Genomic DNA, 25,496 nt, shown 5'->3' on the forward strand with positions numbered 1-25,496 from the left:
GCTCATACCACGCTCAGAGCTTGATCCAGATCAGCTTCCAGATCTTCGACGTTCTCAATGCCAACCGACAGCCGGATCAGTCCTTCGGTTATCCCGGCAGCTTCGCGCTGTTCACGCGGGACGTTGCTGTGTGTCATCAGCGCGGGGCACTGGATCAGGCTGTCGACGGAGCCGAGGCTGATCGCAATTGACGGAATTCGTAGCGCGTTCATGAAGCGTTTCGAGCCTTCGAAGCCGGTCTTCAACTCGAACGACAGAAGCCCGCCGTAACCATTCTGCATTTGCCGCGAGGCCAGCGCGTGGTAGCGGTTATCGGCAAGACCGGGGTAGTCGACGCGGGCAATCTTATCATGGGCCTGAAGAACCCGTGCAATCCTCATTGCGTTTTCAGCATGTCGTTGCATCCGAATTTCGAAGGTCTTAAGGCCCATCTCGGTGATCCAGCAATCGAGTGGACTCGGCGTTGCGCCAAGTTCGATCGACATTTTCCAGAAGTCACTGAAGAGCTGCATATACTCGGGGTGCCGGGTGATGACGGCACCGCCCGTGGTGGCTCCGTGGCCGGAAATGAACTTGGTAAGCGAGTGGACGACCATATCAGCGCCTAGACTCAGCGGCTGCTGGTGGTAGGGCGTCGCGAAGGTGTTGTCGACGATCAGCCAGGCACCATGCGCATGTGCAAGATCGGCCAGTGCCTCAATGTCCTGGACATCGAGCGTCGGGTTTGCCGGGCTCTCGATGTAGAGCACCTTCACGTCCGGATGTTTTTCGAGAGCTTGCGCCCAGTCGTCGAGGTTGAACGAGTTTAGGAAATGGGCGGTGATTCCGTACCTTGGGCAGATCTCGGACCACAGATTAAAGGTCCCGCCGTAAATGCTGCCCTGCACCAGTGCGGAATCTCCTGATTTCAGTCGAGCAAGAATTGCGGCACTGATCGCGCCCATGCCCGAACCGTAAATCTGCGCTGCGGCCACGTCGCTTGGATTGTCGGTGTTCTGGCGAACCATCAGCTCGCGCCCTTCAAGCCACGCAAGCTTTTCGGCCAGCAATGTAGCGTTCGGATTGCGCCCTCGGCTGTAGACGTAGCTTTCCTTGTCTTCACCCGAAAAAGCCGCCATCGCGCCTTCGACAGTGTCAAAAGAGAAGGTGCTGGTTTGGAAAATGGGCATGACATGGCTATGCAACGGGCGCTTCGAAGATCCTGGATGCGTGACAATCGTCCCCACCCCAAGTTGTTGTTTTCCGATATTATTCATAAGCTAATACCTTATATGTCAGCACGATCCGTCGCGCTCCCCATAGGAAACTAGACGTTTTGTAAAAAATGTCTAGACGGAACTTCCATTTTGTGTTCCTTATTGTTTCGCGGACCTGTTCAACCAACAAGCATCAGCAAAAATGCCATGCTGGCCACGCAAAGTACCATCAGAGGAGGTAAACTTGGAATGCTGAAGGCAACGAAAATCGCAGCGGTCGCGACGACGATTATGGTGGGTATGTGCTCGGCTGTCAGCGCGCAGAACTGCGCGGATGGCAAAACGATCGAGGCGGGCAAACTGACCATCGCGACCGGGAATCCGGCCTATTCCCCCTGGATCATGAACGACAGCCCCGAGAGCAAAGAGGGCTATGAGGCCGCCGTTGCGTGGGAAGTCGCCAAGCGCATGGGTTTTGCGGATGACGCAGTAACTTGGATCCGCACCAGCTTTGACGAGGCGATTCAGCCCGGCGCCAAGACTTTCGATTTCAACATCCAGCAGTTTTCGATCCTGCCGGAGCGCGATGCCGTGATCGACTTCAGCGATCCCTACTACATCTCGTCAAAAGCGATCGTGGTTCCCAAAGAGCTCGCTGCCACGCTGACCGAAGTGAACGCCGACGTGATCCGCAAGCTGCAGTTCGGCGCGGCAAGCGGCCAGACCTCTGCGGGTTTCATCGAGAAATACATCAAGCCCGACGCCACTTTGATGCTGTACGAAGATATGGCCGACGTGACCGCAGCTTTGCAGGCCAATCAGGTGCAGGCGACCGTCTTTGACCTGCCGACGGCCATGTTCATGACGGCGGTGCGCTATCCCGAAGGCACGATCCTTGGGCAGTTCGACGAAGACCGCGGCGGCGACGCCGACGGGTTCGGCATGGTGTTTTCCGAGGGAAATCCGCTGCGCGAATGCGTCAACAAGGCGCTGGCGGAGATGAAAAGCGATGGGACGACTGCGGTGATCGAAGCCAAATGGCTGGGCGCATCCGCTGGTATCCCGACGATCTCGCTGGATTGAATGCGATGACGCCGACCACGGAAGCAAAACACACATCGCAAAAAGCGGGAGGGCCGAAAGGCCCGCCGCTGTCGCAGAGACAAATCTACGACAAGAAGGCGCGCGCGCGCGCGACTCGTGTTGCCGGTGTCAGCACATTGATCGTGGTCGGATTTCTTTGTTTCATCGTTCCGCGGGCCCCGGGATGGGAGCTTGTGAAAAATAGCTTCTTCAATTGGGAGATCCTGACAAGCACCTTCCCAAAGCTTCTTCAGGCGTTCTTGATTGATGTCATGATTTTCGCTTGGTGTGCGCCAGCGATCCTCATCTTCGCACTGCTCATTGCGCTGGCGCGCGGCGTGACAACGCCCTCGCTGTTTCCGCTGCGGCTTTTCGCGATCCTGTTTACTGACGTCATGCGATCGGTTCCCATCATTCTGACTGTCTACATTGTCGGTTTTGGTGTGCCGGGGCTGGGCCTCTCGCCGCCGTGGAACAGCCCCTATATCTGGGGTTCGGTCGCACTGATCCTCACCTATTCGGCTTATATGGCCGAGGTCTATCGGGCGGGCATCGAGTCGATCCATCGTAGCCAGACTTCCGCTGCTCACTCGCTCGGCCTGACGCAGACTGCCACGCTTCGCTTCGTGGTGCTGCCCCAGGCGCTGCGCAGGGTCGGCCCTGCACTGATGAACTTCCTGATTTCTCTGCAGAAAGACGTGGCGCTTTTGTCCTTCATCGGGCCAATTGAGTTGATGCGTCAGGCCAACGTGTACAAGTCGCTCTACGCGAACTTTACCCCCTACGTTGGTGCCGCAATCATCTTCATGTGCATCACAATCCCGGCCACGCGCCTCACAGACTATCTGGTAGCAAAACAGAATGCGGAGAGATCATGACTGCAGGAGCCAAGCTGTCGATTCGCAATCTGAAGAAAAGCTTCGGCGCGCATGAAGTCTGCAAGCGAATCTCGATCGACGTCGCGAAATCCGAGTTGATCTGCCTCATCGGCGGCTCCGGTTCGGGAAAATCCACACTCCTGCGTTGTATCAACCTTCTTGAGCATATCGATGACGGTGAAATCTTGCTCGATGGCGTGGACATCGCAGTACCGGGCTACGACCCCAATCCGGTGCGACAGAGGATTGGAATGGTGTTCCAAAGCTTCAACCTCTTCCCGCACATGACCGTTATCGAGAATGCGATGCTCGCACTTACCCGCGTGAAGAAGATGTCCCGCGATGAGGCGCGCGAGAAGTGTCAAACCCTGCTGACGCGCTTCGGGCTTGGAGAGAAGGCCGACACCTACCCCGACCGCCTGTCAGGTGGCCAACAACAGCGCGTGGCCATCGTGCGTGCTATCGCCATGGACCCCGAGATCCTCTTGCTTGACGAAATCACGTCGGCGCTTGATCCCGAACTTGTGGGAGAGGTGCTGACTGTCGTAAAGCAGCTAAAAACACAAGGCATCACCATGCTGCTTGCGACGCATGAAATGGGCTTCGCCCGTTCCGCGGCCGACCGGGTGGCGTTCCTGTCGCAAGGCGAGCTCCTCGAGATTTCGCCGCCTGAACAGATTTTCACCAACCCCGTCCACGACCGCACCCGACAGTTTCTAAGCCGCACCTCCGAGTGGCGCTAGTAATCGGGAACAGACTGCCGCGGCATCGCAAATCTGACACTTCCGACTGACGAAAACCGACCCCAAGGGCCGAAAAAACATTCCCCCGGCCAGTGGGTTCTTTCGACATGCGCCGGATGCCGAGCGTGAACCGACACCACATGACCTGCGACGGATACGCCGCGAAACTTCAGGAGCCCCTTCGCCATGCCGACCCTTTCAACCGACGACGAGACCACACTTACCAATATGAGAAAGGTCGAGCTGCATGTGCATATCGAAGGAGGGATCACACCTGATATCCTTTTCGCCCTCGCGCAGCGCAACAAAATCGATCTTCCCGCGCGCACCATCGAAGAGTTGCGGGAGTGGTTCACGTTCCGGGATTTTCCGCACTTTGGCGACATCTACAGTATGATCAAAAGCTGCCTGCGCACGCCAGACGACATCGAAGCCATGTCCTACGGGTTTTTCCGAAATCAGGCGCTTACAAACATAATCCATACTGAGGCGACTTACACACCTAGCACCACCTATTCTCGGCAAGGCATTCCGTTTGACGAACAGATCGATGCAATCTGGCGAGCCCGCAGCCGCGTGGCGCAGGAATTCGGCACGTCGAGCGCGCTGATCATAGATATTCCACGCTGCAGCTGTACGCATGAGGAAGCAATGTGGACGGCAGAAGGTGCAGTGAAGGCGCATAAGGACGGCAAGGTCGATGCGCTTGGGCTTGGTGGCTTTGAAATCGGCTTTCCGCCAGAGCTGTTTGTTGATCCGTTTACACTTGCCGCGCAAAGCGGGCTTCCGGCGATTTGCCATGCTGGCGAGACCGAAGGGCCTCAAAGCATTCGCAACGCCATTGAGCTTCTGAAATCCATCCGCATCGGCCACGGCGTGCGTTGCTTTGAAGACCCGGCACTTGTGGCCGAACTGCGCGACAATCAGACTCACCTTGAGGTTAGCCCCAGCTCGAACATCTGCCTGAAGGTCTTTCCAAACTATGAAAGCCACCCTCTGCCCCGGATGATGGAGGCGGGGCTGAACGTCAGCATCAACTCGGATGATCCACCGATGTTCAACACCACGCTGGCGAACGAGCTAAAGATCTGCCACGAATACTACGGCCTTACGATGGACCAGCTGCGGCAGTTGCAGGTCAACGCAGCATGGAATTCACTGTGTACGTCGGCGCGCAAGGCCGAGATGGAAGCTCAGATCAACGCCTCGGTCCAATAAGAGGGTAAAGAAGAAGCCTCGCCGATTGCACGGCGAGGCTTCTTCGTTTTCCGGCAAATCCGGTTTTGGCGCTATGCCCCGGCAAAGCGCCGCAGGATCGGCCTGCCAACGGTCAGACCGCCGACCTTCTCGACGATGGAGGCTGTATCAATGCCGAAGTGCCGGTAGAGGTCAGCAATCGTCCCGGTCTGGCCGAAATGCTCAACGCCCAGCGGAATCGTCTGGTGGCCGGCGACCGAGCCAAGCCAGGCGAGCGTGGCAGGATGCCCGTCGATCACCGTCACCATCCGGCAATGTGGCGGCAGATCGTGCAACAGCGTCTCGACGTGGCTCAGCGCGGCAGTGTTGCCCCGCGCCCGCGCCCGTTGCGCTGCTGTCCAACCTGCGTTCAACCGGTCCGCCGATGTCACCGCCAGCACACCGATATCGCGGCGGCTCTGTGCGATGAGGCCCGCCGCCTTGATAGCTTCCGGCGCGACCGCGCCTTGATAGGCAATCACCACGTCGCAATTCGGCCCCGGCTTCCGCAGCCAGTAGGCGCCGTCGATGGTGCCCTGGCGAAATGCATCGTCCTGGCGCTTGCCTGGCTGTTCGATCGGGTTGGTCGAAAGCCGCAGATAAACAGAGCCACCAGTTTCATCGCGCAGCCAGGTGCGCTCATCGGGATCACTACCGCCATCTTTCTGCATATAGGCAAAGGCCCAATGCATGATAACGGCAAGCTCATCGACGAAGGCAGGCTCGAATGCCGCCAGACCATCCTGCGACATCCCGATCAGCGGCGAGCCGATGGATTGGTGCGCCCCGCCTTCGTAGGACAGCGTGACGCCAGACGGTGTTCCGACGATCATGAACCGCGCATCCTGGTAGCAGGCATAGTTCAGCGCATCGAGGCCGCGCGCGACGAACGGGTCATAAACCGTTCCGACCGGCAAAAGACGCTTGCCGAATAACGAGTGCGACAAACCTGCAGCGCCCAGAAGCAGAAACAGGTTCATCTCGGCGATGCCAAGCTCGATGTGCTGTCCCTCAGGGGTGAACTCCCATTTCGCGGTCGAGACGATTTTCTCGTCTATGAAGGTGTCTGCCTGCGCCGTCCGTGCAAAAAGCTTGCGGCGGTTCACCCATGGACCGAGGTTCGTGGTTCCTGTCACGTCCGGCGATGTCGTCACAATCCGCGATGCCAGCGCACTGTCACCTCTCGCCAGATCGTCAAGAATCTTCCCAAAGCCAATCTGCGTTGAAATCTCGCGCTCCGAGGTAACAGAAATGTCCGGCACGGCGAGCTTTTCATCGGTAAAGCGGCGACGGCCCTTGGCGAAAAACGGCGCCCGGGAGAGCACGCGCTGCAGCGAGGCCGGGTCTTCGACCGTGGCAAACTTCTCCCATTCCTGATCTTCGGGCACGCCCATGTGGCGCTGCCATTCGGCCATCTGCGACTTGTTCATAAGGCCGCCGTGGTTGTCCTTATGGCCCGCGATCGGCGTACCCCAGCCTTTGATTGTATAGGCAAGGAAACAAACCGGGCGGTCATGGTCGATGGCGGAAAAGGTGTCGGCCATTGTCTGTACGCAGTTGCCACCGAGATTCTCCATTAGTTCGGCGAGTTCATGGTCCGAACGCCGACTAAGCAGCGCCGTGACATCGCCTTGGTCGCCAAGAGCATCCATCAATCGTTTGCGCCAGACGGTGCCGCCCATGTAAGTGAGTGCGGCGTAAAGCTGGTTCGGGCAAGCGTCGATCCAATTGCGCAGCTTTTCGCCGCCCGGCTCGGCAAAGGCCGCGTGTTGCAGGCAGCCGTATTTCACACGAATTACGTCCCAGCCGAAGGCGTCGAAGATCTGCTCGATCCGCTTGAAGAGACCCTCCCGGACGATGCCATCAAGCGACTGGCGGTTATAGTCGATGATCCACCAGGTGTTGCGCAAATCGTTCTTCCAGCCTTCCTGAAGGCACTCATAGATGTTGCCTTCATCCAACTCGGCGTCACCCACAAGCGCTACCATTCGCCCCAGCGGCATGTCCCGTCCCCAGGATTTCGCGCTAATATAGTCTTGCACGATTGACGCGAATGAGGTGATCGCCACGCCCAACCCGACCGAGCCAGTCGAGAAATCGACATCGTCGCCGTCCTTTGTCCGCGAGGGGTAGCTCTGCACGCCGCCATAGCCTCGGAAGTTCTCCATGGCTGCGCGGTTCAGATTGCCCATAAGATACTGGATTGCGTGAAAAATCGGCGAGGCGTGCGGCTTTACCGCGACGCGGTCTTCGGGACGCAGCGCGCTGAAATACAGGGCTGTCATGATTGACACCATCGACGCCGAGGATGCCTGATGGCCCCCAACTTTGATGCCATCGGCTTTGGGCCTGATGTGATTTGCGTGGTGGATCATCCAGTGCGACAGCCAAAGTAGCCGCTGCTCGATGATTTTCAGATGGTTCGTCATGAGTTGGATCTTCCAATTGTCGATTTTGTGCAAGAATAGCAGTTTACCAAGAGTGAAATATTGCAATCTGCGCGTTCGAATGCCAAAAATTGGCGATATCCGTTAAGAAAGTTAAGAAAAATGGCGAATGGCGTCACGATAGACGAAATCGACCGGCGTATCCTGCGTCGCCTACAAGTTGACGGACGGATGTCGGTTCAACAGCTCAGCGAAGTCGTGGGCCTGAGTGCGACACCCACCGCCCGTCGTTTACGTGTAATGGAGGAAGCGGGGGTTATCACCGGGTATCGTGCCATCATTGATGAAGCATCCCTCGGCTTTCACGTTTCGGTTTTCGTTTCTGTCCGGCTCGACAGGCAAATCGACGGAGCGCTGGCGACGTTCGAGGCGGCGGTTCGAAATTTCCCAGAGGTGGTCGACTGTTGGCTGATGACCGGCAACCGGGACTACCTTTTGCGAGTGTCCACAGGCAACCTCGCAGAATTCGAGACCTTTCTCGTAGGGCGCTTGACGAAGGTTCTGGGAGTTGCTTCGATTGAAAGTTCGATCCCACTCCGACGTGTGAAATCAGACATGCTGCGCACCGTATAATTATGGCGGCAGGCGTCAGTCGCAAATTGTAAAGTGTTGCATACCTGTTGTCAGACGGCGATACGTCCGCCCAGAGATCTTCAAAGGAAAGCTGATGAATTCAGAGGTGAAACGCAACGTCGACGATCAGGCAGCCCTTTCTGTTGATTTCTCGATTGGCCCGGGCGTTGCCGGACATCAATTGCCACATGTCAAAGCGGGCATCAAAGCGTTCACCGAACGAAATCTTGAGGAAAGCTCGAACGGGATCGTGTCGCATTGCGAGGGTACACTTGAAGAACTTGCCGATGCCATCCGGGACTCGATCCTGACGGCTTTCCGCGCCGGAGCAAGCCATTACAGGTTAGTGATCAGCGACTCGTCTCCGACGACGGAACTTGGTTGGAAATACGTGGAATCGCTTGAACCGGTTATCCGGTCGCTTGGATCACAGATCGTACCGCTGAGTGAGATGCGGCCCGAGGATATTCCACTCGAATGGGAGGGACGGATTCTTGCGGGCGTAAGGGAAGAAAAGACCGCCGCCGTGGTGGACGATGTACTGCCAGCGCAAATCATTCAGGCCGAGGCGCGGTTTGGCCCGCTTGAGAAGTTGGACCGTGAAGGCCGCGCGCAGGCCATCGTCTGGTTCAAGGACCAGAGTACGTTCAACATCCGCTATTCGGTCGACCGCATCGCAACAAAAATGGGTGTGAGCCGTGCGACTATCTACAACTATCTGAAGGCGCAGAAGACCTGAACGATACTTGCTGAGGAGGGGCAAGGACTTGTCGGCCCCTTTATCCATGCTGCTTTACCAGTCGAGATTCAACGCCGGATGGGCATTCACTTTGACACATTGACAAATTAGACATTTCATCTAATGTACCTTCTGACAGTGTTGGAAGGAGCCAAAGGTGTGCTAGAGCAGATGTGGAAAACGGCGTTCGAAAAGCGCAGCGAAGTCGATTCTCCTGAGCGGTCCAGATGTCGCGCGACACGCTGCCTGCCCGGCGAGATTGCCCCGTATGTCTTGCTGCCGGGTGATCCGAGCCGCGCCCAGATGATCGCACAGAACTGGCTCGAAGATGCACGTCTGGTCATGGCAAATCGAGAGTTTCACTCTTACAGTGGTACTTACAAGGGCGTTCCTGTTTCGGTCATCTCAACCGGCCTTGGCAGCCCCGGCGCTTCAATGGTGGTTCAGGACTTGCCGAAGCTAAATGTCCGCGTGGCGATACGCGTCGGCACGGCGGGGACGGCTGATCCGTCGATCCATCCAGGCCACGTCCTGGTTGCGACCGGCGCGGTACGCGATGAGGGCTCGTCAAAAAAGCACCTGCCCGAGTGTTTTCCGGCAGTTGCAGATCTTAACGTGACAAACGCACTTCTGAACGCGGGTCGAAAACTGACCGACCAGATCAGCTACGGCATCGTTTCGACATCGGACGGTTTTTCCTTCCCTTCGCTCGCGGCGGAACGCGATCTTTATAGCAGCGCTGGAGTCCGCGCCTTCGAGATGGAAGCCTCCGCAGTGATGATCCTTGCGCAGGTCAACAGGATCGCGGCGGGGTGCATCCTGTCGATAGACGGCTATGTCTCGGACGTGGCCAAGGGTAACACCCAACCTTCGAGCGAACAGCGTGACAAGGGCATCAATATAGCCATCAACGCAGCACTGGACGCTATTCTTGTTCTGGCCGCCCAGGATGCATAATGTGGCGACAGGTGGCGTCCTGCACGCGGACGAGCGTATGAGCGTCGCCGCCGTAGCCTGCGAGTTGGTAACAACACGGCTTGTGGTGAACACGTCAGGCAATGTGAGTGTCCGGATCGGCGACTGCATCGCAATTACCCCGAGTGCGCGGGAATACCGCTCGTTAGAGCCAGCTGACATTTGCGTCGTAAGCATGTCTGGTGAAGTCATAGACGCACGCTGGTTGCCCTCCTCCGAGCTTGCGCTGCACCTTGCGCTCTATAAGGCCAATTCGGAGTGTCAGGCGATTGTTCACACCCATTCAGTGAATGCGACGGCAGTATCAATGCTGGTCGAAGCGTTGCCTGCGATCCACTACCAGATGGCCGATCTTGGCGGCACCGTCCCGGTCGCGCCATATGCGACATTCGGCAGCCAGGCACTCGCCGACGCGGTCATCCGCACGATCCCGAACCACACGGCCGTGCTGATGCAAAACCACGGGTCGATCTCTTACGGTTCCACACTGAAAAAGGCACTGGCGCGGACTGTGCTGCTCGAATGGTGCGCGGAGGTCTGGCTCAAGGCCGTTGCCGTCGGCAAACCGAACTGCCTGACCGAAGAACAGCTTGATGCGGCGTTCGAGCAGATGTCGGCCTATGGCAGGGTGCGGGCCGCTTGTGCCTGCGGCGAGACACACTGACCTGGACGAAACAGCCGCTGATCGGGGCTCAATAGTCTTTGCACGCTGCGACGGCCCGGCGCACGCATGTCCGCCGGACTACAGACCACTGTCTAATCTCGATACCTTTGGGAGTGAACAAGATGATAGAAGTGCAGCATTTTCGGCAGAACGAAACCTGGCCCGGCACATCGGCGCGGGTGTCGCGCATCGTCAACCCGGCGACCGGGCAAGACATTGGTTCGGTGCGGCTTGCGACAGCAGGCGACGTCGATCAGATCGTCAAGGAGGCCGCCCTTGCGTTCAAGGGCTGGGCGGCAACGCCGCCTGCGAAACGCGCGCAGGTCATGTTCGCGTTCCGGGATCTTCTAAAGAGGAATATCCAGGAGTTGGCGCAGATGCTGTCGCGTGAGCATGGCAAAACCCTCAGCGACGCTGTGGGCGAAATCAGCCGCGGCATCGAAGTGGTCGAGTATGTCTGCGGCATCCCGCAGCTGCTCAAGGGTGAATACAGCGAGCAGGTCGCAAACGGCGTTGACAGTTTTTCCGTTCGCCAACCGCTTGGCGTGGTCGTCGGTATCACACCGTTCAACTTTCCGGCCATGGTGCCACTTTGGATGTACCCCGTCGCCATCGCCTGCGGGAACACCTTCGTCCTCAAGCCGTCCGAGAAAGACCCGAGCGTGCCGCTTCGGATCGCAGAGCTGTTCGCCGAGGCCGGATTGCCCAAAGGTGTGATGAACGTCGTCCAAGGCGACAAGGAAGCGGTCGATGCCCTGCTTGACCATCCGCTTGTCGAGGCAGTGAGCTTCGTCGGCTCCACCGCAATCGGCGAACAAATCTACAAGCGCGGCACAGGGTCGGGCAAACGGGTGCAGGCGCTTTGTGGCGCGAAGAACCATCTGGTGGTGATGCCGGATGCCGACATGGACCAGGTTGTCGATGCGCTGCTTGGGGCGGGCTATGGGTCGGCGGGCGAGCGTTGCATGGCGATCTCGGTTGCCGTGCCAGTGGGCCAGGCGACGGCGGACCGGCTCGTGGCGGCCCTTGCGCCGCGAGTACAGGCGTTGAAGATCGGCCCCTATACCGATCCGAATTCCGAGCTTGGGCCGGTCATCTCGAAGCAGAGCTTTGACCGGGTTCACAATTACATCGCGCAGGGCCTTGAGAAGGGCGCAAGCCTTGTCGTCGACGGGCGCAACGTTGCGCTGCAGGGCTACGAGAATGGCTTTTTCATCGGGGGCTGCCTTTTTGACCACGTCACAACCGATATGTCGATCTACACCGACGAGATCTTCGGCCCGGTGCTTTGCGTGGTGCGGGCCGAAAATTACGACGAGGCGCTCGCGATGATCAACGCGCACGAGTATGGCAACGGCACCGCGATCTTTACCCGCGATGGCGACGCCGCCCGCGACTTCTGGAGCCGGGCGCAGATCGGTATGGTCGGCATCAATGTGCCGATCCCGGTTCCGGTTGCCTATCACTCGTTTGGCGGCTGGAAGCGGTCGCTGTTCGGCGATCATCATATTCATGGCACAGAGGGCATCCGTTTTTTCACCCGCCTGAAAACGATGACGTCACGTTGGCCCTCAGGCATCCGCACTGGTGCCGCGTTCAACTTCACGGGCGGCGCTGACGTTTGAATAATCGCCGGTCCAGGTGCGGGATGGATTTGTCAGCTTGACCGATCAACCTTTGAAACCATCTGCCGCCGCCCCCTTGCGGCGGCAGAGACCCAAGCCCGCATCTGCCCGCACGCAATCGTCGGTGTGTGCGTGTTCAGTCTGCACGCGGGGACTGCAGATTTCTCTACAAGGATAGTTGAATTGAAGATGGCGAATGACTTCGGCGTGCTCGGCTCGCACCGTAACCCTGCCCAAGCAACGCTGACAGAGCAACGCATTGAGGCGCGCAATGTGTCGGCTGCCGGGCGCGCAGATCATACGCCGTTGCAGCCCTTGATCGAGGTCCGCGCAGAGATGCCAAAATGATGTTTGCCAACCGTCTCGACGGCATCAGGGTCTTGATGCCCGGCGTCGTTCTCTGCGCCACCGTCGCAATGGCCGCCTCCTTCCTGACCGCGCACTACGTCGCGCCGGTGATGCTTTTCGCCCTGCTCCTTGGCATGGCGTTCAATTTCGTTGACCCCTCGGGCAAGTTCGAGCCGGGAGTGACGTTTGCTTCAAAAACCCTGCTCCGTCTTGGGGTGGCGCTTCTTGGTGCGCGGGTGACCCTCGCCAATATGACAGACCTTGGCCCGCTTCCGTTCTTTCTTGCTATTGCAGGCGTGATGCTCAGCATGGGCGTCGGCGTGTTGCTTTGCCGCGCGATCGGCAAACCAAGCCTTTTTGGCGTGCTGACCGGCGGGGCTGTGGGTATTTGCGGAGCATCCGCCGCCCTTGCCCTCGCTTCGGTGCTCCCAAAGGGGCTGAAAGGCATTTCCGAGCGGGACACAGTGTTCACTGTAGTCTCCGTGACGGCGCTTAGCACGGTGGCAATGGTTGCCTACCCGATCCTTGCGCGGCTTTTGCATCTTGATGAAACCCAGGCCGGGATATTCATCGGGGCAACCGTGCATGACGTAGCGCAAGTTGTGGGGGCAGGATTCTCGATTTCCGAAAAGGCTGGAAACACCGCGACGATCGTGAAACTCATGCGGGTTGCGATGCTCGTCCCGGTGATTGCCATCATCGCTGTGATGGTGCGGGACCGCAACCGCGATAGATGCGAGGGCGAAGCTGCCCCCACCCGCTTCCCGGTCTTTCTTATCGGATTCGTCGCGCTGATGACGCTCAACAGCTTCGGCTTGATCCCGGCTACGGCAAGCGTCGCGATGGCCGATACCTCGCGTTGGCTGCTCGTCCTCGCAATCGCAGGCCTCGGAACCAAGACAAGCTTTGGCCAATTGATCGAAGTTGGCCCCACCGCCGCCGCCATCATTCTGGTCGAGACCGCCGCCATCGCGGTTTTGGCCATCACGACATTGCTGTGGTGATAGGTCATTCGCAACCTTCGCAATTATAGGCTGGCCAAGCCGATGAGCAATGCCGATCCGTCCGCTCCGGAATTGTCAGGTCCGGATCAGGCTCCAGCCGACCGTACCAGGACCGAAACAGATCCTCGGCACCCCCAAAGTTCGGATTGCGATCGGTCGCAAAATCGCTTTCATCCAAGCGAGACACGTAACTCGGCAAGGGCGTGGAGTTGTTCACGGACATGAGTTTCCAGCACCCGTTGAAGGATCGAGGTCTCGATTATCACCGGTTTGCCCGATTTCTTTTCGACTTCCGCCGCCACCTGTGCTGCCATCAATGCCGCCACGCGGGCGGGCCAGGTGACCCAGACATCGCGTTCCTGCCGTGCCAGGCGAAACACCAGCGCTTCGGCGCGCGCGCGATCAACTAGCGTGCCCTTCTTCTTCTGGATCGCAAGTTGACGTTCCTGCGCATGGTAGACCGTCAGCGCCGTGCGGGCTTTGAGATAGCTGTCTGTTCCACTGCTGCCACTGGTCGGCATGGCCGCATCGCCGCCAAGCGAGCGGCGCTGTTGATCGGGATCGGTCATTTCCGTCCGGCGTGCATCGGATGCGGCCGCATTGATCGAGCCGTCGGCATAGAACACCAGCCTGCCGCCGCGTTTGGCGTTCTGGACAGCACCCCGTGACAGGCCGGAGTGGGTGGAATATTCGCGCTCGCTCATGCCGATCATAGCTAGTCCTTTGCTCAATCAAAGTAATGATATCGCTTGGTATTTCGTTGATCAAGGTCGGATTCAGAGCAAACTTGTATGGAGACGCGACGCAGCCCGAACCCCGAAAAGCCAGAAGGATCGAACCATGACCGCCAGAACCAGCCCCCGCGTCACCGACAACAGTGCGACCCATTTCACCACTGGTGCGAGGCACCGGTCGAATGCCCTGAACGCTTTTCTCGCCGCCAAGCGTGAGATCGATGGGATGCTCGGGCGCCTGAAAACCCTCAGCGACGACCATTTCGACACCCACCCCGATGCGATCCATTGGGGCGACGTTGGCACCCTGAACCATTACTCCAGCCTGCTGCGCCAGATCACTTACAGCGCCTTCAACGAGGCCGAGCACCCCGAATAGGCCCGCACCATTCCCGCAGGCCCCCAACCGGGGGCTTGGTTGCGCAGGAGGCAACGCATCCCGCGTGCCCCAAATGCGGAGCCAGACATGCATAAATTTATCGTGATGTTGATCGAAACCCTCACACACCGCGTGGTGGTTGAAGCGGCCATCAAGGAGGCCGCCATGCACATCGCGGAAACCTTCCTGACCGAGAATGACCACAACGACGATTATTTTTTTGTGGCGGGTGGTTACGAAGCTACTCACACGGAACCCGCTGCGGACGACCTTCAACCCGATGTGAAAGGCGAGGGCTGAGCCATGGCGCTTGACCCCGCCCAGCGCCATCAGATCGAGCAGGACGCCATCACCACCGCATGGGAGGCCCAGCGCCTCGCCGCTTGCGACGACGCCATCGCCCTGCTGCGCGAGATCGCGGATATGGAAACCGACGACGATGGCGATATTATCCTCGAGGCTGATGCCAATGGCCACAACGATCTCATGTCGCGCATCCTATCCTTCCTTGCCGAACACGACCAGTAAGAGAAACCCGCCATGACAAAACTCACCGAAACCCAGACCAACATCCTGACCGCCGGGGCCAAGCGCCCCGACAACATCGCCATGCCGCTGCCGAAGGGGCTGGCAGGGGCCGCCGCGAAGATGGCCGTCAGCAAGATGATCGAACACGGCTGGCTGCAAGAGGTCGATGCCAACCTGCGCCGGGGCGAACCGCTCTGGCGTGAAACCGGCGATGGCCATGGCACCACGCTGGTGGTCACGGATGCTGGTTTGTTGGCCATCGGGATCGAACCATTGGTAGCTCAGGCGATGGCGGCCATCCGCAAACACGCGACTGAGACGCCGGTGCCGAAGCGGTCGATCCCGCGCATCGGCACCAAACAAGCCCTCCTGATCGCGCTGCTGCAAGCGCCCGAAGGTGCCACGATGGAAGCGATGATCGCAGCCACTGACTGGCAGCCTCACAGCTTGCGTGGGGTCATGTCGGGGGCGCTGGGCAGGAAGCTGGGTCTGACAGTGACCTCCGTCAAAGAGGACGGCAAATGCCGGGTGTACCGGATCAGTCGGGAAGCAAACTGATTCCGCGCTTCCCTGTCATCATCACCTGCGCAATTACCGAAAACACAGCCGCCACTGCGGTTGTGAACAGCCGAACCTGACCACGTTGGCCGTGATTTTTGGGATCCGCTCCGCCCCATGTCGCAAGGATTTTCAGGCACATTAGGTCAGCCAATCGAGAGGCCAAGCCCCCAGCCTGCTCAGCACGAAAGCCCGGCCCATGTCGTTTTGCCATCGCTTAGCGGCCTGGATTTGGCCGGGTGGATTTGAGCAAGTGGATTTGGCAAACTGGATTAGGTGGATTTGGCAAAAGAATCCAGCAGGCCAAAGTCGTGATTATCTAAGGCGCTGATATTAATGTGTTTACTTATCAGAAATCCGTCAAGTGGATTTGGGTGGATTGCCCGGTGAAAAAGCCAGTCGCTAGCGAAATGCCGCGCTGCGCCCCCCCCGCATACAAACAGGGCCGGGGAGGAACCATGCCTGGGGGGCGGATGTCGAAGTCGGCCCATTGCCGCCGGTCGAGACTAGGATGGCGCCGGAATGCAGCCCCAATAGCGGTCGTTCGTGCTTGCCGCAGCGAAATCGGTTGGGCAAGGTCTGCTATGCCGACGGAGCGGTCATTCGCTCCTGGCTGCCGAAGGTCCGGTTTCGATTTTTCCTCTGACTCAAACGGTCAATACTGGTGCAAACAACCGTTCTCGGGACTTTTTCCCTAAATGCCAGAATGCTTACATGAGCAACATAATCGGCGGCTATCCAACTGTTATGCTAGGCAGGGCATTGTGGATCGCCGTTGCTGCCACGGCACCTTGGCCCATCGCACAGGCGACCTGATCGAGCCCTTCTGTGAGGTCTCCAATCGCGTAGACTCCCTCGATGCAGGTTTTCTGCTTTGCATCGATGATAACGCAACCGCCTTCAGTAAGACGAACACCGAGCTTAGCCGCCAGCTCTGTACGAGGGGTCGTGCCCAAGGCGACATACAGAGTGTCAAAGTGCTGGGTCTCTCCATTCTCAAGCGTCACGATGACTTCGGAGTCCGACAGCGCCAAGCCACTCATCGGTGACGCCAGAACGTAGATACCGTCCTTTGCCACCGCCACAGAGCCGTCAGATGGGATCAGCGTGACGGTCAGGGAATAGTGGCGAATGAAGCTCGCCTCGGCAAAGCCGTTCGCGCCACTCCCAAGAACGGCAATGCGTTTGCCGCGGATTTCATAGGCATCACAGACCGGGCAATAGCGGATCAACCCCCGGCTTAGACCCTGATCGTGGTCGCTGACCGACAAAGGCGGCCGATGATTGACGACACCAGAGGCGAAGATAACACTGCGCGCGGTCTCAACCCCGCGATCGGTCGTGACGTGGAACACGTCTCCCTGCTTTTCGACCGCGCTGACCGTCCGGTTTTCAAGCGTGGCGCCATATCGCTGCGCATGAGAGCGCATCCGGTCAAGAAGATCGCGCCCGGAAATGCCGTCCGGAAAGGGCGCCAGATTGTGCGCTTTCGGAATCATCCAGGCCCGCCCTTCCTGAGCGTCAAAAACCATGACGTTGCGCAGGAACCGGGCAAGGTAAAGCGCGGCAGTCAGTCCCGCAGGGCCGCCACCGATGATAATGCAGTCTTTCATGGCCGGTTTTCCAATGTGGAGGCATCCCAAAACGGTGGTTTTTGTCTAACCAGACGAACATATCAAGATCACCAGGAAATCAGTGGGATAAAAACCCTTGGCAGAACTCGGCTTAATTTTGTTAGATTTTTGGCCAGTTCCCGCAAAGCGGACATTGGCCGCGATGCAGTATGCGGTCAACATGAGCTCGAAGCAGCCACGCGGCGTCGCAGCAATTGCGCCTTAACACCGAGTGACCCCGGAATGGCGTGGACGGCCCGGAGCTGCCGTTCCATAGGTGGATCGCGGCTGTGCAACGGCCACGAACCAGACGTTTATGTTCGCCGCAGCGAAAATCGTCCACCAATGTCGCCGATGCGCACAGAGCTTTCGCTCGTGCAGGCTTTCTGCTCCACCCTGCTGGTCAATTTACCGAGAGTATAGGGCAAAATTCTTACGGGCATTGCCAGCGCTGGCACCGCCCTGACCACAATGGCTTTGGCCTAACACGGCTGGTTCATTTTTCTTTCGTTCCGCTTTTTTCCATCGGCTGGGCAGGCATGCCTGCGCTGCAATTTTCTGGCGACAGGGCATACGCATGCCCTTCAGCGGCAATTCCAAAGGCTGCTGGCATCATGGGCAGCCTCGCCTATATTGGGCCCGCTTGGGTTTTCAAGCCATTCAGGCAGAATGCCGGGCGCAATCTGGCCGTTCCTCGTCGCCATCTATCCGCTCCGCGTACCACTCGCCCTGCGACTTGGACAGGAAAGCAGGACAGGCTAACGCTACCAGTGATTTCCATTGATGCGCAGATCACCGACACCACCAACCCAGCCTTCATCCTCCCCTCGCCTGAAACCCCGACGCCACGGGCCAAATGGTCGTCGAAAACGATTTAGGTAAAAACCTATCACCGAGGGAGGGCAGTTTCATCCAGGTTCATTAGAATGTCGACAATCGCCTCGATTGAAAAAACCTCTAGCCCCTCTCGGCCAATGGGAAGCTCGGGGGCGATCTGCGTTACATATTCTCGCAGACCCTTACCTAGACTGTCAGTGGCGAGTTGCCTTTTCTGAATCGCCCAAATCGAGACGATAATCTCAATCGAGAACACCAGGCGCAGCGCCCCGAGCATACGCTCAAAATCCGCGACAGCATGCAGAGCATGACCAGCGGTGTCTTCCACACCATCGGCGATCTGGCCGACCGATAACAGCAAGGACGGCGCAGCCCAGATTTTGATCGAGGTGACCAGCGAGGCCGCAAGATGGCCGAGATTCAGAAATTGCACCCCACCCAGCGGGCTGTTCGGGTCAGAAAACCCGGTGGGCAGGCCGGAAAACTCGGTCCATTGCTGTTTGTGCAGACGTTCGCCGGCAATATCAGCGGCTTTGGCGAAGGCCTGCCGCAGACCGTCAATCGCCAAGGTCATCCGGCTGGAATCCATATTGCCATGCGAGCGCACCGAGCGGTCGTCATGATCGACGATGGGATTGTCGGTCACAGAGTTCAATTCCTCGTCCCAAACTTGGGTCGCGCGTTCCAACAATTCCTGCAAAGCGCCGTGGATTTGCGAGGCGCAGCGGAAGCTTAGCGGGTCTTGGATGCGGCGGGCCGCACCATCTTGCCAAAGCTGGCTTTCTTGCAGCAGGTCGCGCAATGCGGCGCTGACCTTAGCCTGACCGACGCGCTGATGGGCTTGGTTAACCTTGGCACTGATGGCGTTCAGATTGCCGCGGAAGCCTTCCAGTGACAATGCCAGCGACAGGTTTGCCAACCGCATGATTGCCCGCGCCTCGATCAGAGCATCGGCCCCGGTCGCCAGCGTGATTGCGTTGGTGTTGATCAGCGACAGGGTTTCTTTCGGGCCAGGAATGCCGCGCGCCAAAGCCTCTGGCTGGCTTTGTAGCCAATCGGCGATTTGCGCCATCGGGATCAAGTCCGCCGCGCCGACGGTGCCATAAGAGGACACTTGCGGCATCTCAGCGGTGTTGATCTGGTTGACGATCAATTCCACCAGCGGGGCGGAAACGCCCGATAGGCCCAGTGAGAACTCATTCGCCAGAATGATAAGTGCGGCGCGGACGCGATGCTCTGGCAGCACGTCGCCGCCCATATGGGTGGAATGCGCCCGTGCGAGGCGACGGTTGTAATCGCGCATGCCCTCGGGCGGCACGGCAAATTCCTTTTGCGAGCCGACCCCGGTAGTGATGCCGTAGCCTTTCACGCCGCTGGACACGATGTCTTCAACCACGCTGCGGCCTTGGCGGATGCGCAGATCGGCACCTTCGGCAAGGGCAATCGGGCGGGCGCGATGCGCGGCTGCGACAAGCTGCGCGCAGGTCAGGCTGATGCCGTCAAGGATCAGGGGATCGGCAGGGGCGGGATGGATCATAGTGTCTTCGGTCCGGGTCATGAAAAGGCCGCCATAATGCGGCGGCCTTGGGTGAAGGGTTGGGCTTTGCCGCAGCTGCGGCGGGCCCAAGATCTAGGCGGCAACGGCGCGGCCATAAAAGCCGGTTTGTTCCTCGGCGGTCATTATAACACCGGGGCGATCAAAGAATGCAAAGATTGCGACTATGCGCTCTGTCGGTCCTTGCACCTGCACGACGCGGTGGAGAGTGTTGACGCCGCGAAACACATTCAGCGCGCCGGGGTGCAATTTGACCTTTTTCACCTCCGGGTCTTCGCCGCGCAACAGCGCTGCGACGCCGTCATAGTTGGGGTCCTGGGCGCTGCGCAGATCGGATCTGTATTCCAACTCGCCGCCCTGTTCGGGCGATTGTAGCAAGATGGTGGTGGTGAATTCCGAACGGTCGAAATGCCAGTTCAACGCCTCGCCCGCGCGGCTGGCCTGCACGTTGACCCGCGCCATCGGGTCATCCATGCGATACAGCGTGTCTTTGCTCATGGTGGCGGCAAGGAAAGTGGCGAAGGGCGGCCAATCGTAAAGGTCGATCACCGGATTGCCCGCAAGCTGATCTGCGGTCAGCGTGTGGTTGACGGTTTCGACCTTGGCCAATGCCGGGTGATCTTCGGACAAGCCTTCGACTGTATCGCGGAAGTAGATGTTGTGTTTGCGGGCATGGCGGAACGAGGCGGTTGCCATCGCTGGCTTGGTGGCGTCGGCAGCCGCTTGGGTCACATCGGCGCGCATGAAACCGGGCAGATCGAACATGCCATCGGTCGCCAGACGGGTTTTGCAACTGGCAACGAGGGCCGCGTATTCGGGGCTGTCGGGGCGGTCGATCGGGTAGGTGTCAAGATCAAGAATGTGGTTCATCGGGCATCCTCCGCAATTTCATGCGGCAAGTGTCACCTGCCCGAAAGCGCGGCGCAACCGCCTGAAATATTAGCGAAGTTTAGAATAACTTAGCCAAGAGATGGCTGAGCCGAAAGCCAATTTACCAAGGCTAGCAGATGCCGCTTACGGGCTTTCGCGCGCGGATAGGCCAGACAATAGGGATAGCCCAAGGCGATGCTGATTTCTGAAAGCGCCACAAGCCGACCCGAGGCAATATCATCCAGCGCCATCATCCTTTGCCCCAAAGCCACGCCAAGGCCTTCGCGTGCCAAGTCCAGCACAAGGCTTGACCGTCCAGCCTGAAAGCCCTTGGTGTCCGAGGGCGGCTTTAACCCCGCCTTCACAAACCAGCCGTGCCATGTCGGATGCGAGCCAAAACTGCTCCCCCAACTGGTGTGCAACAGATCATCCTCTGGGACAGCGGCCATGCCCATCGCCGCCGCATTGCGCGCAAGGTAAGCCGGGCTGCACAGGGGCAGCACAACGTCTTGTTTCAGCAGCGTGATGCTGTGTTCTGGATACTGGCCAGGATCATAGCCCAGCCGCAAGTCTATGTTATGGCGCGCAAAATCGGCGGGATCGGCCTCCACCCGCAGATCAAAGCGGAAATCGGGATGCGCGCGGGAATAGGCGGCAAGCCGGCTGATCAGCCATTTTTCGGCCACTGAATCGATGGTGCTGATCACCAGCCGAGAGCGCGAACGGTCTGACACCAGCTGTTCGGTTGAATCCGAAATCATCTGAAGCGCTGCGGCGGTGCCTTCACGTATGGCATGGCCCGCATCTGTCAGCACCACGCGGTTGTTCATCCGCATGAACATCTGCTTGCCAAGGTAATCTTCCAGCTTGCGGATTTGCTGGCTGATCGCCGCTGCCGAAACGCCGAGTTCCTCTGCCGCAGCAACATAGCTGCCCGTCCGCGCCGCTGCTTCAAAGGCGCGCAGGGCGTTCAGCGGAGGCAGGGTCAGGGGCATCGGCGCTTTCTCTTGGTTGGTCGTGCCAGTCCTATCAGTTTTCCGGCGCTTAGGTAATCCCGCAGGCAGGCTCATCCACGCACTGGCAGCGCGTCGGCGGGCAAGTGGCAGTCGATCACATGCCCCGCCTCTAGTGCGATCTGCGGCGGGACTTTGCTGTCGCACAGGCCCGGAATGCTTTGTGGGCAGCGGGTGTGGAACACGCAACCCGTTGGGCGCTGCGCGGTGGTCGGCAGAGCGCCCACCAGCTTGACACGCTCTGCCGCCTCATCGCCAATGGCGGGGGCCGAGGACAGCAGGGCCGCCGTATAGGGATGATGCGGGCCGGAAAACACTGCTTCAGACGGACCGATTTCCAAGACTTGGCCCAGATACATCACCGCAATCCGGTCGGACAGATACCGCACCACCCCCAGATCATGTGAGATCAGGATATAGCTGACCTGAGTTTCCGCCTGCAAATCCGCCAACAAATTCAGGATCGCCGCCTGCACCGACACATCCAAGGCCGAGGTTGGCTCGTCACAGATCAGCACTTGCGGATCGCTGGCAAAGGCGCGGGCGATGGCGACACGCTGCTTCAACCCGCCCGAAAGCTGGCGCGGCATTGAGGCCAAGTGACGTTCGGTCAGCCGCACGCCGGTGGTCAGCGCCTGCACGCGAGCCTCGCGCGCCGCACCTTTCAGCCCGACCAGCAGGGAAATCGTGCGCTCTAACATCCACCGCACGGTGTGAGATCGGTTCAGCGCGGAATCCGGGTTTTGAAATACGATCTGGATGGATTTGACCTGATCGCGTGTGCGCGCGGCGGTGCGCCCGGCAAGGGGCTCGCCCGCAAACTTCAGTTCGCTGCCCTTATCCGGCTGCAACAGGCCCAACAGACAGCGCGCAAGGGTGGTCTTGCCGCTGCCAGATTCACCGACAAGACCCAGAGTCTCGCCCTTGCGCAGTTCAATTCCAATGTCACGCAGCACGCGCTGGCGTTGATGGCCGTCTCCAAAACTTTTCGACAGGTTTTCGATTTGCAATATCGGTGCCGCCGGCTCAGGCCCGCGCAAAGTCCCGCCCGCCTTGGCAACGACGGGCAAAGCCCCGGCGCGTTCAGGGTAGTGGCATTTGCTGGCATGGCCATCCGAGACGCGAAACGCAGGCTCGATCGAACGGCACAGATCATCGGCCACCGCACAGCGCGCGGCAAAGACGCAACCGCTGATCGTCTCACCCGGCACCGGCAGAAAACCGGGGATTGTCGCCAGCGGAGCCTGATCTTTGCTGCGCCCGGGTTGCGGCAGGCAAGACAACAGCCCAGCCGTATAGGGATGCTGCGGGGCGTTGAAAATCTGCGCGGTCGGGGCTTCTTCGACCAGACGGCCCGCATACAGCACGCCGACGCGGTCACACATCCGGGCGATGACGGCAAGGTTATGGCTGATGAACAAGATCGCGGTGGAGAGCTCGCGGCGCAGATGCTGAATCAGGTCCAATACCTCGGCCTCGACCGTGGCATCAAGGCCCGTGGTGGGTTCGTCCAGCACCAGCAGCGTGGGATTGCTGGCAATCGCCATCGCAATCGCCACCCTCTGCTGCATCCCACCCGAAAGCTGATGCGGATAGCGGCCCATCACCAGTTGCGGGTCGCTGATCTGCACTTTGGCAAGGATTTCGACCGTCCGCGCGACCCAATCGGCACGCGGCACGCCTGCCAGTTCAAACACCTCTTGCACCTGCCGTCCGATGGTCAGCGATGGGTTCAGGGCTTTGCCGGGGTCTTGATAGACCATGGCCACCGATTGGCGTCGCAAGCGCCGCAACGCGGGCGCAGTCATCTGGCCAATATCTTGGCCGTCGATCAGGATGCGGCCTTGGGTGACAGCCCCATTGCGCGGCAGATAGCGCAAAGCGGCAAAGGCCGCCGTTGATTTGCCGCAACCGGATTCGCCGACAAGGCCATACGCCTCGCCCTTGCGGATTTCCAAGCTTATGCCCGCCAATACCGAGCGGGATACCCCCTTGACGCGGTAGGAGACGGAAAGGTTTTCAAATTGCAAAGCGGGGATGGTGTCAGTCATGGCGCAGGCTTTCAATGCCATCGGCAATCAAATTGATGCCGATGATCAGCGAGGCGATGGCTGCGCCGTCAAACACCACCGTCCACCAAAACCCGCCGCCGATCAGCCCATAGTTGGACGAGATCGACAGCCCCCAATCAGGCGAGGGCGGCTGAATGCCAAAGCCGATGAAGCTAAGTGTGGCGACGGTGAAAATCGCATAGCCAAGGCGCACGGTCGCCTCGACAAGGATAGGCGGCAGCACGTTAGGCAGGATTTCGACGAACAGGATGTAAAACGTGTTCTCGCGGCGCAATTCGGCGGCGGCGACGTAATCAAAGCCACGCTCGGCCAGAACCGCGCTACGCACCGTGCGCGCGATCACCGGGGCAAAGCTGAAGGCGATTACTACCATGACAGTGACTGTCGAGGTGCCCAGTGCTGTCAGCGCCAACAGCGCCACGATCACCGTCGGCAGCGCCAGCACGGCATCGACCACGCGGCTGAGTGCTTCGTCAATCACGCCGCCGAAATAGCCCATGGTCAGGCCTAAAGCCGTGCCAAGCACCGTGCTGAGCGCCGTGGCAATCGGTGCCACCGTCAGAATATCGCGCGCACCGACGATGACGCGGGAAAACACATCACGGCCCAGCTGATCGGTGCCGAACCAATGCTCAGACGAGGGTGGCATCAGTGAACTAAGCAGATCATCGGCAAATGGATCATAGGGCACCAGATGCGGCCCAAACAGCGCGCAAGCGACCCAGAACAGCACGATCACCACGCCGATATCAAAGCTAGGCGACCGCGACAGCCGCCGCAGATCGCCGCGCCAGCCCAAGGCTGCGGTTTGCGGGTTCATTCCTGACCTCCAAAGCGGATACGGGGGTTCAGCCGCGCGTAGAGCAAATCAGCCAGCAGGGTGGTCAGCGCGAACAAAGCGCCGATCGACATCACGCCCGCTTGCAGCATCGGGAAGTCCTTTTTCTTTGCAGCCGTGTAGATTAGACTGCCAATACCTTGATAATGAAACAGAATCTCGATCACCACCAGCCCGCCGATCAGATAGACGGTCTGGGTGGCAATGACGCTGATGGTGGGCAGCAAAGCGTTACGCAACACATGCCGCCAGATCACTTGGGGGTAACTCAAGCCCTTCAACACGGCGGTGCGGGTGTAATCGGCATCCAGCGCCTCGATCATCCCGGCCCGCGCCATCCGGGCGATATAGCCAAACAGGATCAGCACCAGCGGGATCGCGGGCAGGATCAGATGGTAAAGCTGCGTCAGCGGCCCAGCACCGTCCTCCCAAGTCGCCGAGATCGGAAACCAACGCAGCCAGACGCCAAAGATCAGGATCAGCAGGATGCCCGAGACAAACTCCGGCACCACCGTCGCCGACAGCCCCACCACTGACAGGATGCGGTCGGTCGGGCGGCCCCGGTACAGCGCTGCGATCACGCCGCCGAAAATCCCCAATGGCACCACCAGCACAAAGGCCACGATGGCGAGTTTAGCCGAATTCAGCAGCGCCGTGCCAAGAAAATCCGCGACAGGCGCGCGATAGGCATAAGACATCCCCAGATCGCCGCTGACAAAGCCTGCAATCCAATCGCCATATTGCACCAGAACCGGGCGATCCGTGCCCATTTGGTGGTTCAGCACTTCGACCGCCGCCTGATCGGCAAACGGCCCCAGCATTGCGCGTCCAACATTGCCGGGCAACAGATGCCCACCCGCAAAGATCAGCACGCTCAGCAGCCACAGAGTCAGCAGCGCCAGTAGCGTGCGCTTAAGGATATATCTGGAAATCGCAACTCTCCTGGACAGATAGAGGGCGGGCCGCAGGCGATCGGCGGCCCGAATGA

At 59.1% G+C, this 25,496-nt stretch carries 25 protein-coding genes; 15 read left to right on the top strand and 10 right to left on the bottom strand.

Annotation, left to right across the window (positions count from 1 at the left end; all coding sequences use genetic code 11):
- Nucleotides 1–2 precede the first annotated feature (2 nt).
- Nucleotides 3–1,256: a trans-sulfuration enzyme family protein gene (locus ACS5RD_RS08425; protein ID WP_489930802.1), complete on the bottom strand. Its 1,254-nt coding sequence runs from the start codon at nt 1,254–1,256 to the stop codon at nt 3–5.
- A gap of 147 nt (nt 1,257–1,403) precedes the next feature.
- Here ACS5RD_RS08425 and ACS5RD_RS08430 point away from each other — a divergent pair, with 147 nt between their 5' ends.
- The 4 genes from ACS5RD_RS08430 to add all read left to right on the top strand — a co-directional run bounded on the left by ACS5RD_RS08430 (nt 1,404) and on the right by add (nt 5,118).
- Nucleotides 1,404–2,279: an ABC transporter substrate-binding protein gene (locus ACS5RD_RS08430; protein WP_489930803.1), complete on the top strand. Its 876-nt coding sequence runs from the start codon at nt 1,404–1,406 to the stop codon at nt 2,277–2,279.
- Nucleotides 2,234–3,157, top strand: coding sequence for an amino acid ABC transporter permease (locus ACS5RD_RS08435; protein WP_489930804.1), 924 nt, complete (start codon nt 2,234–2,236; stop codon nt 3,155–3,157). Before ACS5RD_RS08430 ends, ACS5RD_RS08435 begins: the two co-directional genes overlap by 46 nt.
- Entirely contained in the window at nt 3,154–3,900 is a 747-nt protein-coding gene (locus ACS5RD_RS08440) for an amino acid ABC transporter ATP-binding protein (protein ID WP_489930805.1), read from the top strand. The genes ACS5RD_RS08435 and ACS5RD_RS08440 overlap by 4 nt, the downstream gene beginning before the upstream one ends.
- A 186-nt stretch (nt 3,901–4,086) precedes the next feature.
- Entirely contained in the window at nt 4,087–5,118 is a 1,032-nt protein-coding gene (gene add / locus ACS5RD_RS08445) for an adenosine deaminase (RefSeq protein ID WP_489930806.1), read from the top strand.
- 71 nt (nt 5,119–5,189) lie between these two features.
- Here add and ACS5RD_RS08450 read toward each other — a convergent pair whose 3' ends face one another.
- The gene (locus ACS5RD_RS08450) at nt 5,190–7,565 is read right to left on the bottom strand and encodes a transketolase-like TK C-terminal-containing protein (RefSeq protein WP_489930807.1); all 2,376 of its coding nucleotides are present in this window, start codon (nt 7,563–7,565) and stop codon (nt 5,190–5,192) included.
- A gap of 120 nt (nt 7,566–7,685) precedes the next feature.
- On the opposite strand from ACS5RD_RS08450, the gene ACS5RD_RS08455 reads away from it, so the two are divergent.
- The 7 genes from ACS5RD_RS08455 (at nt 7,686) to ACS5RD_RS08485 (ending at nt 13,511) form a co-directional block, all read left to right on the top strand.
- Nucleotides 7,686–8,156 carry an Lrp/AsnC family transcriptional regulator gene (locus ACS5RD_RS08455; RefSeq protein ID WP_489930808.1) on the top strand — a complete coding sequence of 157 codons (471 nt, stop codon included), beginning with the start codon at nt 7,686–7,688 and terminating at the stop codon, nt 8,154–8,156.
- Nucleotides 8,157–8,250: 94 nt separating this feature from the next.
- On the top strand, nt 8,251–8,895 hold the full coding sequence (locus ACS5RD_RS08460) for a helix-turn-helix domain-containing protein (protein WP_489930809.1): 645 nt from the start codon (nt 8,251–8,253) through the stop codon (nt 8,893–8,895).
- A gap of 159 nt (nt 8,896–9,054) precedes the next feature.
- On the top strand, nt 9,055–9,852 hold the full coding sequence (locus ACS5RD_RS08465; RefSeq protein ID WP_489930810.1) for a nucleoside phosphorylase: 798 nt from the start codon (nt 9,055–9,057) through the stop codon (nt 9,850–9,852).
- Between the two features lie 37 nt (nt 9,853–9,889).
- A complete protein-coding gene (locus ACS5RD_RS08470; RefSeq protein WP_489930811.1) occupies nt 9,890–10,534 on the top strand; it encodes a class II aldolase/adducin family protein in 645 nt (214 codons plus the stop codon).
- Between the two features lie 122 nt (nt 10,535–10,656).
- Entirely contained in the window at nt 10,657–12,159 is a 1,503-nt protein-coding gene (locus ACS5RD_RS08475) for a CoA-acylating methylmalonate-semialdehyde dehydrogenase (protein WP_489930812.1), read from the top strand.
- A gap of 183 nt (nt 12,160–12,342) precedes the next feature.
- Nucleotides 12,343–12,507, top strand: coding sequence for a hypothetical protein (locus ACS5RD_RS08480; protein WP_489930813.1), 165 nt, complete (start codon nt 12,343–12,345; stop codon nt 12,505–12,507).
- Nucleotides 12,504–13,511 carry a YeiH family protein gene (locus tag ACS5RD_RS08485; protein ID WP_489930814.1) on the top strand — a complete coding sequence of 336 codons (1,008 nt, stop codon included), beginning with the start codon at nt 12,504–12,506 and terminating at the stop codon, nt 13,509–13,511. Before ACS5RD_RS08480 ends, ACS5RD_RS08485 begins: the two co-directional genes overlap by 4 nt.
- Before the next feature lie 170 nt (nt 13,512–13,681).
- On the opposite strand, the gene ACS5RD_RS08490 is transcribed toward ACS5RD_RS08485, so the two are convergent.
- A complete protein-coding gene (locus ACS5RD_RS08490) occupies nt 13,682–14,224 on the bottom strand; it encodes a hypothetical protein (RefSeq protein WP_489930815.1) in 543 nt (180 codons plus the stop codon).
- Nucleotides 14,225–14,351: 127 nt separating this feature from the next.
- Here ACS5RD_RS08490 and ACS5RD_RS08495 point away from each other — a divergent pair, with 127 nt between their 5' ends.
- The 4 genes from ACS5RD_RS08495 to ACS5RD_RS08510 all read left to right on the top strand — a co-directional run bounded on the left by ACS5RD_RS08495 (nt 14,352) and on the right by ACS5RD_RS08510 (nt 15,710).
- A complete protein-coding gene (locus ACS5RD_RS08495) occupies nt 14,352–14,624 on the top strand; it encodes a hypothetical protein (RefSeq protein ID WP_489930816.1) in 273 nt (90 codons plus the stop codon).
- A gap of 87 nt (nt 14,625–14,711) precedes the next feature.
- Nucleotides 14,712–14,924 (top strand): hypothetical protein, encoded by a 213-nt coding sequence (locus tag ACS5RD_RS08500; RefSeq protein WP_489930817.1) that lies wholly within the window; start codon nt 14,712–14,714, stop codon nt 14,922–14,924.
- 3 nt (nt 14,925–14,927) lie between these two features.
- The gene (locus tag ACS5RD_RS08505) at nt 14,928–15,152 is read left to right on the top strand and encodes a hypothetical protein (protein ID WP_489930818.1); all 225 of its coding nucleotides are present in this window, start codon (nt 14,928–14,930) and stop codon (nt 15,150–15,152) included.
- Nucleotides 15,153–15,164: 12 nt separating this feature from the next.
- Nucleotides 15,165–15,710 (top strand): DUF3489 domain-containing protein, encoded by a 546-nt coding sequence (locus ACS5RD_RS08510; protein WP_489930819.1) that lies wholly within the window; start codon nt 15,165–15,167, stop codon nt 15,708–15,710.
- 734 nt (nt 15,711–16,444) lie between these two features.
- On the opposite strand, the gene ACS5RD_RS08515 is transcribed toward ACS5RD_RS08510, so the two are convergent.
- From ACS5RD_RS08515 to ACS5RD_RS08545, 7 genes are all read right to left on the bottom strand, one after another.
- On the bottom strand, nt 16,445–17,323 hold the full coding sequence (locus tag ACS5RD_RS08515) for an NAD(P)/FAD-dependent oxidoreductase (RefSeq protein ID WP_489930820.1): 879 nt from the start codon (nt 17,321–17,323) through the stop codon (nt 16,445–16,447).
- An 889-nt stretch (nt 17,324–18,212) separates the two neighbouring features.
- The gene (locus ACS5RD_RS08520) at nt 18,213–19,718 is read right to left on the bottom strand and encodes an aromatic amino acid lyase (protein ID WP_489930821.1); all 1,506 of its coding nucleotides are present in this window, start codon (nt 19,716–19,718) and stop codon (nt 18,213–18,215) included.
- 72 nt (nt 19,719–19,790) lie between these two features.
- Complete coding sequence (locus ACS5RD_RS08525) at nt 19,791–20,585, bottom strand: HalD/BesD family halogenase (RefSeq protein WP_489930822.1); 795 nt, start codon at nt 20,583–20,585, stop codon at nt 19,791–19,793.
- 89 nt (nt 20,586–20,674) lie between these two features.
- A complete protein-coding gene (locus ACS5RD_RS08530; protein ID WP_489930823.1) occupies nt 20,675–21,580 on the bottom strand; it encodes a LysR substrate-binding domain-containing protein in 906 nt (301 codons plus the stop codon).
- 71 nt (nt 21,581–21,651) lie between these two features.
- A complete protein-coding gene (locus tag ACS5RD_RS08535) occupies nt 21,652–23,649 on the bottom strand; it encodes an ABC transporter ATP-binding protein (protein ID WP_489930824.1) in 1,998 nt (665 codons plus the stop codon).
- Entirely contained in the window at nt 23,642–24,490 is an 849-nt protein-coding gene (locus ACS5RD_RS08540) for an ABC transporter permease (RefSeq protein WP_489930825.1), read from the bottom strand. The genes ACS5RD_RS08535 and ACS5RD_RS08540 overlap by 8 nt, the downstream gene beginning before the upstream one ends.
- A complete protein-coding gene (locus tag ACS5RD_RS08545) occupies nt 24,487–25,494 on the bottom strand; it encodes an ABC transporter permease (protein ID WP_489931354.1) in 1,008 nt (335 codons plus the stop codon). Before ACS5RD_RS08545 ends, ACS5RD_RS08540 begins: the two co-directional genes overlap by 4 nt.
- Nucleotides 25,495–25,496 lie beyond the last annotated feature (2 nt).

The sequence above is a fragment of the Cypionkella sp. PAMC25878 genome (assembly GCF_058135695.1).

Bases quoted from the DNA above. Each gene is read 5' to 3' on its own strand.
- ACS5RD_RS08460 (WP_489930809.1), top strand. From the start codon at position 8,251: ATGAATTCAGAGGTGAAACGCAACGTCGACGATCAGGCAGCCCTTTCT.
- ACS5RD_RS08430 (WP_489930803.1), top strand. From the start codon at position 1,404: ATGCTGGCCACGCAAAGTACCATCAGAGGAGGTAAACTTGGAATGCTG.
- ACS5RD_RS08440 (WP_489930805.1), top strand. From the start codon at position 3,154: ATGACTGCAGGAGCCAAGCTGTCGATTCGCAATCTGAAGAAAAGCTTC.
- ACS5RD_RS08495 (WP_489930816.1), top strand. From the start codon at position 14,352: ATGACCGCCAGAACCAGCCCCCGCGTCACCGACAACAGTGCGACCCAT.
- ACS5RD_RS08485 (WP_489930814.1), top strand. From the start codon at position 12,504: ATGATGTTTGCCAACCGTCTCGACGGCATCAGGGTCTTGATGCCCGGC.
- ACS5RD_RS08425 (WP_489930802.1), bottom strand. From the start codon at position 1,256: ATGAATAATATCGGAAAACAACAACTTGGGGTGGGGACGATTGTCACG.
- ACS5RD_RS08540 (WP_489930825.1), bottom strand. From the start codon at position 24,490: ATGAACCCGCAAACCGCAGCCTTGGGCTGGCGCGGCGATCTGCGGCGG.
- ACS5RD_RS08505 (WP_489930818.1), top strand. From the start codon at position 14,928: ATGGCGCTTGACCCCGCCCAGCGCCATCAGATCGAGCAGGACGCCATC.
- ACS5RD_RS08530 (WP_489930823.1), bottom strand. From the start codon at position 21,580: ATGCCCCTGACCCTGCCTCCGCTGAACGCCCTGCGCGCCTTTGAAGCA.
- ACS5RD_RS08525 (WP_489930822.1), bottom strand. From the start codon at position 20,585: ATGAACCACATTCTTGATCTTGACACCTACCCGATCGACCGCCCCGAC.
- ACS5RD_RS08490 (WP_489930815.1), bottom strand. From the start codon at position 14,224: ATGATCGGCATGAGCGAGCGCGAATATTCCACCCACTCCGGCCTGTCA.
- ACS5RD_RS08515 (WP_489930820.1), bottom strand. From the start codon at position 17,323: ATGAAAGACTGCATTATCATCGGTGGCGGCCCTGCGGGACTGACTGCC.
- ACS5RD_RS08455 (WP_489930808.1), top strand. From the start codon at position 7,686: ATGGCGAATGGCGTCACGATAGACGAAATCGACCGGCGTATCCTGCGT.
- ACS5RD_RS08475 (WP_489930812.1), top strand. From the start codon at position 10,657: ATGATAGAAGTGCAGCATTTTCGGCAGAACGAAACCTGGCCCGGCACA.
- ACS5RD_RS08470 (WP_489930811.1), top strand. From the start codon at position 9,890: ATGAGCGTCGCCGCCGTAGCCTGCGAGTTGGTAACAACACGGCTTGTG.
- ACS5RD_RS08500 (WP_489930817.1), top strand. From the start codon at position 14,712: ATGCATAAATTTATCGTGATGTTGATCGAAACCCTCACACACCGCGTG.
- ACS5RD_RS08510 (WP_489930819.1), top strand. From the start codon at position 15,165: ATGACAAAACTCACCGAAACCCAGACCAACATCCTGACCGCCGGGGCC.
- ACS5RD_RS08450 (WP_489930807.1), bottom strand. From the start codon at position 7,565: ATGACGAACCATCTGAAAATCATCGAGCAGCGGCTACTTTGGCTGTCG.
- ACS5RD_RS08435 (WP_489930804.1), top strand. From the start codon at position 2,234: ATGGCTGGGCGCATCCGCTGGTATCCCGACGATCTCGCTGGATTGAAT.
- ACS5RD_RS08520 (WP_489930821.1), bottom strand. From the start codon at position 19,718: ATGACCCGGACCGAAGACACTATGATCCATCCCGCCCCTGCCGATCCC.
- ACS5RD_RS08535 (WP_489930824.1), bottom strand. From the start codon at position 23,649: ATGACTGACACCATCCCCGCTTTGCAATTTGAAAACCTTTCCGTCTCC.
- add (WP_489930806.1), top strand. From the start codon at position 4,087: ATGCCGACCCTTTCAACCGACGACGAGACCACACTTACCAATATGAGA.